Source organism: Azospirillum sp. B506 (assembly GCF_000333595.1).
Classification (GTDB): Bacteria; Pseudomonadota; Alphaproteobacteria; order Azospirillales; family Azospirillaceae; genus Azospirillum.
The window spans coordinates 1-6,004 of record NZ_BADK01000317.1; the positions used below are offsets into that span (position 1 = coordinate 1).

Annotated in this window: 6 protein-coding genes and 1 tRNA gene; 3 read left to right on the plus strand and 4 right to left on the minus strand. The window is 67.2% G+C overall.

What is annotated here, in order from left to right:
* Positions 1-113 precede the first annotated feature (113 nt).
* Together I71_RS09740 and I71_RS09745 are read right to left on the minus strand one after the other, a co-directional pair.
* Positions 114-452, minus strand: a complete 339-nt coding sequence (locus I71_RS09740) for a hypothetical protein (RefSeq protein ID WP_042694348.1) — start codon at positions 450-452, stop codon at positions 114-116.
* 372 nt (positions 453-824) lie between these two features.
* Positions 825-1,781 carry a ribokinase gene (locus I71_RS09745; RefSeq protein ID WP_244433736.1) on the minus strand — a complete coding sequence of 319 codons (957 nt, stop codon included), beginning with the start codon at positions 1,779-1,781 and terminating at the stop codon, positions 825-827.
* A gap of 144 nt (positions 1,782-1,925) precedes the next feature.
* Between I71_RS09745 and I71_RS09750 the strand changes: the two genes are divergently transcribed.
* Entirely contained in the window at positions 1,926-2,666 is a 741-nt protein-coding gene (locus I71_RS09750) for a GntR family transcriptional regulator (RefSeq protein ID WP_244433737.1), read from the plus strand.
* A gap of 89 nt (positions 2,667-2,755) precedes the next feature.
* Positions 2,756-3,607: a transporter substrate-binding domain-containing protein gene (locus I71_RS09755; RefSeq protein ID WP_042694354.1), complete on the plus strand. Its 852-nt coding sequence runs from the start codon at positions 2,756-2,758 to the stop codon at positions 3,605-3,607.
* A gap of 113 nt (positions 3,608-3,720) precedes the next feature.
* Here the strand turns inward: I71_RS09755 and I71_RS09760 are convergent.
* A tRNA-Ala gene (locus tag I71_RS09760) sits at positions 3,721-3,796 on the minus strand.
* A gap of 151 nt (positions 3,797-3,947) precedes the next feature.
* Complete coding sequence (locus I71_RS09765) at positions 3,948-4,337, minus strand: TIGR02300 family protein (protein ID WP_042694356.1); 390 nt, start codon at positions 4,335-4,337, stop codon at positions 3,948-3,950.
* A gap of 408 nt (positions 4,338-4,745) precedes the next feature.
* Here I71_RS09765 and aroA point away from each other — a divergent pair.
* Positions 4,746-6,004 (plus strand): 3-phosphoshikimate 1-carboxyvinyltransferase (aroA, locus tag I71_RS09770; protein WP_042694357.1); only part of this gene is annotated, 1,259 nt, incomplete at its 3' end.

Below are 6,004 nucleotides of genomic sequence, written 5' to 3' on the forward strand. Positions count from 1 at the left end.
ATGCACAGCATGCCCATCGGGCCGACCGGTGCCGCGACGGACAGCCCCATGACCAGTCCGCTGAACACTCCGTCCATGGTTTGCGTCCGTCCCCGATCCTTTCCGCCGCTGCGCTATTGCCGGATCAGCCAGGGACGCGATTCCTCGCTCGGCATCATCTCCGCTCCATCGAAGCGCAGTCCCTGGCCGACACGCACCGCGGCGGTCGGCGCGCCGCTGTCCGGCCGCAGGTCCGACCCGCCGGCCGAAGGGATGCTCCCTTGCCCCGGTTGCAGTGCGACCGTGTCCTTTTCGGGGTCGAGGACAAGGGTTCGCCCGGCCGGCGTCGTCGCGGCCATCTGGGGGGAGCTTGCGCTCCCGGCGATGGCGTTCCCCGCTGGAATCGCCAGAAGGGCCGCCAACAGGGCGCCGACCATTGTCGGACGGCGGATGTTCACCCGAATCGCATCCATCCTTACCTCTCTGTGACGGGCGCTCCTTTGGGAATGCCCTGGAAAAACTCCATGACGGTCGGACGCATCCGGTGCCGGTGCAGGACGCCCCGCCGAAAGCGGGACTGGTGCGACAGTGGGCTCGGTGGGCGGCGCAACCGATCATGACGGACCATCCATCCGCACCGCGCGCTTGCCTGCGGGCGGATTGTTTGGATCGGTTATGGTAGATCCAAAAACAGTCCAAAATAAATGGATCAAAGGGAGTACGGACGGAGAGGGGCGCGGACACCCTCAGAGGCCGTCCGGTGCTCACTGCGGCACCAGGCAGCCTCTAGGCTTCGGTTTTCCGTGTAAGTCACTTCAAGCGATACGGCTTGAAACGATCGCACCCTAGGTCTGCGGACCGGCCGGAGTCCGTGCCAGGAAACGATCCAGCTCGGCGGTGGTCGGCAGTGCTTCGGACACGCCGATCCGTTCGGCGACAATAGCCCCGCAGGCGGCGGCGCGTTCGAGACACTCTTCCAGTGGCCGCCCCTCGACCAACCCGACGGCCAGCCCGGCGGTGAAGGCGTCGCCGGCGCCCAGCGTGTCGACCGTCACGACCGGGAAGGCTGGCTGGTGCAATGGGGCGGCACCCTGCCGGCAGGCCACCGCGCCGCGCGCTCCCAGCGTGATCACCACGAGGTCGGGGCCAAGACCGAGGAGGGACTGAGCCAGTGCCGTGGCCGCGGGGGCCGTATCGGCTTCGGCGCCGGTATCGGGCGCCGGCATCAGGGACCGGGCCATCTGCGCAGCCTCCACCGCATTCAGCACCAGGATGTCGGTGTGCTCCAGAAGGCCAGCGGGCAGGGCGCGGAATGGAGACGGGTTCAGCAGGGTCCGGACTCCGGCGGCACGGGCGAGGGCGAAGGCCTCGACGATCGGCGCGTCGTCGACCTCGAATTGGGCCAGCACCAGCGCGGCCCGGCCCAACCCGGCCGCGGCGCGGACATGGTCGGCCGACAGTTGCCGGTTGGCGCCGGGAAAGACGGCCAGACAGTTCTCGCCGCCATGGTCGGTAAAGCCGATTCCGGCACCGGTCCGTCCGATGCAGCGGCGGATCATCGTCGGGGACAGTCCGGCAGCGGACAAGGCCTGTTCGGCCAGCCCTCCGAACAGGTCGTCGCCGACGGCGAACAGGCCGTCCACCGCCATGCCCAGCCGGCGGGCGCCGATGGCGAGGTTCAGTCCCTTGCCGCCGGCCTCCACCGTGAAGGCCTCGGCGCGCAGCGACTCGCCCGGTAGCGGGAATCGGTCGACCTTGGCCGAGCAGGCGATCACGAAACTCCCCAGGATAAAGAGAAACATGTTCTCATCCCTGCGGGTTGCCGTCATGTTTGCCTCCGTCGGTCGGGTCTGACCGCATCGAACCTGGTTACTTCCTCACAAAAGGCTGTAAACGCGACCGTGGAACGGGTCACCGAAAAACAGATTACCGGGACAAGACCGGCCTTGTCCTCTCTGCTCCGGTTGCGCGGCGATACCGCGCAGCCGCTCTATCAGCAGCTTGAGGAGCAACTGCTCGACCTGATCGAGACCGGCAGCGTGCCAGCAGGTACGACTCTGCCGGCGGAGCGTCAACTGGCCGAAAGTCTCGGCGTCAGCCGGGCGACGGTGCAGCGCGCCTACCAGATGCTGCGCCACCGCAAGCTGATCAGTTCCCATGGCCGGCTGGGCTTCATCGTCCAGGGTGACGGGCCGCGGCTTCATTCCGGCATGGACCGGCTGAAGGGTTTCACGGAGGAGATGCGCGAACTCGGGCGGAACCCGTCGGCGGATGTCCTGGAGCAGCGGGTGGTCAGCGACCGGTCCATCGCGTCGATCTTCGGGCTGCCATCGACCGCGCAGTTCCTGAAGCTGGTGCGGGTGCGCCGGGGCGACGGCATCCCGATGTCGCGCGAAACCGCCTGGTACGATCTGGCCGCCGCTCCCGCCCTGGCGGAGTGCGACCTGTCGCAGTCGGTCTACGCCTGTCTCAGCGAGCGTTGCGGCGTTCCGCTGACCCATTGCGACCAGACCATAGAGGCGACCCTGCCACTGCCGCAGGAATATGCGGTGTTCGGATTTTCCGAACCGACCGCCTGCCTGCTCATCAAACGGCGCAGCTACACCGCCGCCGAGCGCATGATCGAATATGTCGAGGGGCTGTTCCGCGGCGACGTCTATACATACCGGCTGAAGCTGACGGTCTGAGGGGCGCGGTCCCTCGTCAAGCGGTGCCGTCTCCTCTAAAGTCCGGCCTCACTGTTCGCTTGTGAAGCAATCAACAGGGAGGAGCCTTCATGCCTGTCCGCACCCTGCGCCGCAGCGGCCGGAGCCTTGCCGCCGCCGTCGGCGCGGTTCTGGTCTGTGCCGTCACCGCTCTTCCGACCACCGGAGCCCTGGCGCAGACCGCCTCATCGGCACCGGCCGCCGGACAGCCCGCCGAGACGTCCCGGCTGGATGCTGTTCTGTCGGCCGGCGCGCTGCGCGTCGGCACCACCGGCGACTATAAACCCTTCACCTACCTGAACCCCCAGACCCAGAAGTTCGAGGGGATGGACATCGACCTTGCCGAAGCCATGGGCAAGGCGCTGGGTGTGAAGGTGGAGTTCGTGAAGACCAGTTGGAGCAGCCTGCTGCCCGACCTGCTGGCAGACAAGTACGACATCGCCGTCGGCGGTGTTTCCGTGACGCTGGAACGGCAGAAGAAGGCGCTGTTCTCCGACCCGCTGATGCGCGACGGCAAAACGCCGATCACGCGCTGCGAGAACAAGGACCGCTTCCAGACCGTTGCCGACATCGACAAGCCCGGCGTCCGCCTGATCGTCAATCCCGGCGGCACCAACGAGAAGTTCGCCCGCGCCAACATCCGCACCGCCCAGATCGAGGTGCATCCGGACAACGTCACCATCTTCGACCAGATCGTCGCCGGCAAGGCCGACCTGATGATCACCGATGCGGTGGAGACGCGGCTTCAGCAGAAGCTGCATCCGGAGCTGTGCGCCGTCCATCCGGACCAGCCCTTCGATTTTTCTGAGAAGGCTTTCCTGCTGCCGCGCGACATGGTGCTGAAGCTGTGGGTGGACCAGTGGCTGCACCAGGCCGTCGCCACCGGCCAATATCAGGCGGTGTTCGACCGCTGGCTGAAGTAGCCGATTCGGACGCCTGGGGTGCCGCCCGCGTAGAGCGGCATTCCCATGGGGCTGGACACAGGATGCAAAAGCATCAAGGGCCCGGCGATTGCTCGCCGAGCCCTTGATCGATTTGGTGGAGCCAAGGAGGATCGAACTCCTGACCTCTACAATGCCATTGTAGCGCTCTCCCAGCTGAGCTATGGCCCCTTTTAACTCTGGGGGCCGGTCGTTTCCGTCCGGCCTTGGTGGAGCGGGATAATAGTCAGGCAGCGGAGTGATGCAAGCGGAAAATTCGCCCCGCCGCGCTTTTTTTCACCACTCCGGATGACGCTCCCGCCGCCACCGGAAAGAGCGCCGGTCAGCGCTCTTCCTCGTCCTCGCCCTCGACGTCGACGACCTCGTCCATGTCGTCCTCGCCCAGTTCGGACGTGTCCTCGATCAGGACATCGTCCTCGTCCTCGGCGGTGTCGTCCGCTTCCTCGATGTCGTCGACGGACATGTCGTCCTCGACATCCTCCAGCTCCGGAGTCTCGGCCTCGGTCTCGACCTCTTCCTCGTCCTCGGCGACGACAGCCGGCTTCTTGGTGTCGTCGGCCGGGGCCGGGCGGGCCTTGCGGGACTTCAGCAGAGCCTCGGGATCGAACTGCGCGCCACAGCTCGGGCAGACCGGCGGGTCCTTGCGCATGTCATAGTAACGAGCGCCACAGCTCGGGCAGATGCGCTTGACGCCCCATTCGGGTTTGGCCACGCCACGTCCTCCGTCACAAAAATCAGGGGGGTTCTCAAGAGGCGCCCTTTGCCATGCCCTGCGGCGCTTGTCAAAAAAAAGATGAGCAGGGCGGGCACCCGCAACGACGCAGGGGCTGACGAGACGCCCGACAAGATGAGTGCGGAAAAGAGGTATCCCGCCAGGGCGGGGGTTGCCTTTACAGGCTGTTAACCATAATTCGCTATAACGTTCCCGCACATCGTGCAACTCCTCCATTTGGTTTCCTCCTTGAACTCGGGGCCGCCTCCAGGCGGCCTCTTTTCATTTGTGCATCGCACAATCTCCGGAGGGGCGCGGAAGACCGCCCGCCCTCTCGCATCGGGGCGGGGGGTGTGATAGGAACGGCGGCCACAACCGCTTCCCGTTCCGATCCGAAGGACCCGTCCCATGACGCACGCAAGGCCGCTGCGCTCCACCATCACCGGCGCGATCCGGGGCAGCATCCGCGTGCCCGGCGACAAGTCGATCTCGCACCGGTCGCTGATGCTGGGCGCCATCGCCGTCGGCGAGACGGTGATCCATGGCCTGCTGGAAGGGGAGGATGTGCTGCACACCGCGGCGGCCATGCGCCTGCTGGGCGCTCAGGCGGAGCGTGACGATGCCGGTCTCTGGCGGGTGCGCGGCGTCGGGCTGGGGGCGTTGCAGGAACCGGCGCAGGTGCTGGACATGGGCAACAGCGGCACCGCCGCCCGTCTTCTGATGGGTCTGGTCGCCGGGCACCCGATCACCTGCGTCTTCACCGGCGACGCTTCGCTGAACAAGCGCCCCATGGCCCGCGTCACCAAGCCGCTGGAGGAGATGGGCGCCCGCTTCGTCGGCCGCTCCGGCGGGCGGCTGCCGCTGACCGTGGTCGGCAGCGGCGAGCTGGTGCCGATCACCTACCGCCTGCCGGTGGCCTCGGCCCAGGTGAAGTCGGCGATCCTGCTGGCCGGCCTCAACACCGCCGGTGCCACCACGGTGATCGAGGCGGAGCCGACCCGCGACCACACCGAACTGATGCTGCGCCATTTCGGCGCCACCGTGACGACCGAGCGGCTGGAGGACGGCGCGCTGGCCGTCACCGTCACCGGCCAGCCGGAGCTGACCGGCCGCACCATCCATGTGCCGGCCGATCCCAGCAGCGCCGCCTTCCCGGCGGTCGCCGCCCTGCTGCGGCCGGGCTCGGAGCTGCTGCTGAACGACGTCGGCATGAATCCGCGCCGCACAGGCCTCTACGACACGCTGGTCGAGATGGGCGCCGACATCGCCTTCGAGAACCGCCGCGACCAGGCGGGCGAGCCGGTCGCCGACCTGCGGGTGAAGCACAGCGCCCTGAAGGGCATCGTTGTGCCGGCCGACCGCGCGCCGAGCATGATCGACGAATATCCGGTCCTGGCCGCCGCCGCCGCCTGCGCCGAGGGCACCACGGTGATGCTGGGCCTGAAGGAACTGCGGGTGAAGGAGAGCGACCGCCTTGCCATGGTTGCGGAGGGGCTGACCCGCTGCGGCGTGTCGGTGGAGGTCGGCGCCGACGACAGCCTGACGGTGCACGGCACCGGCAAGCCGCCGAAGGGCGGCGCCACCGTCCTCACCGCCATGGACCACCGCATCGCCATGAGCTTCCTGGTGCTGGGCATGGCGACCGAACAGCCGGTGTCGGTCGACGA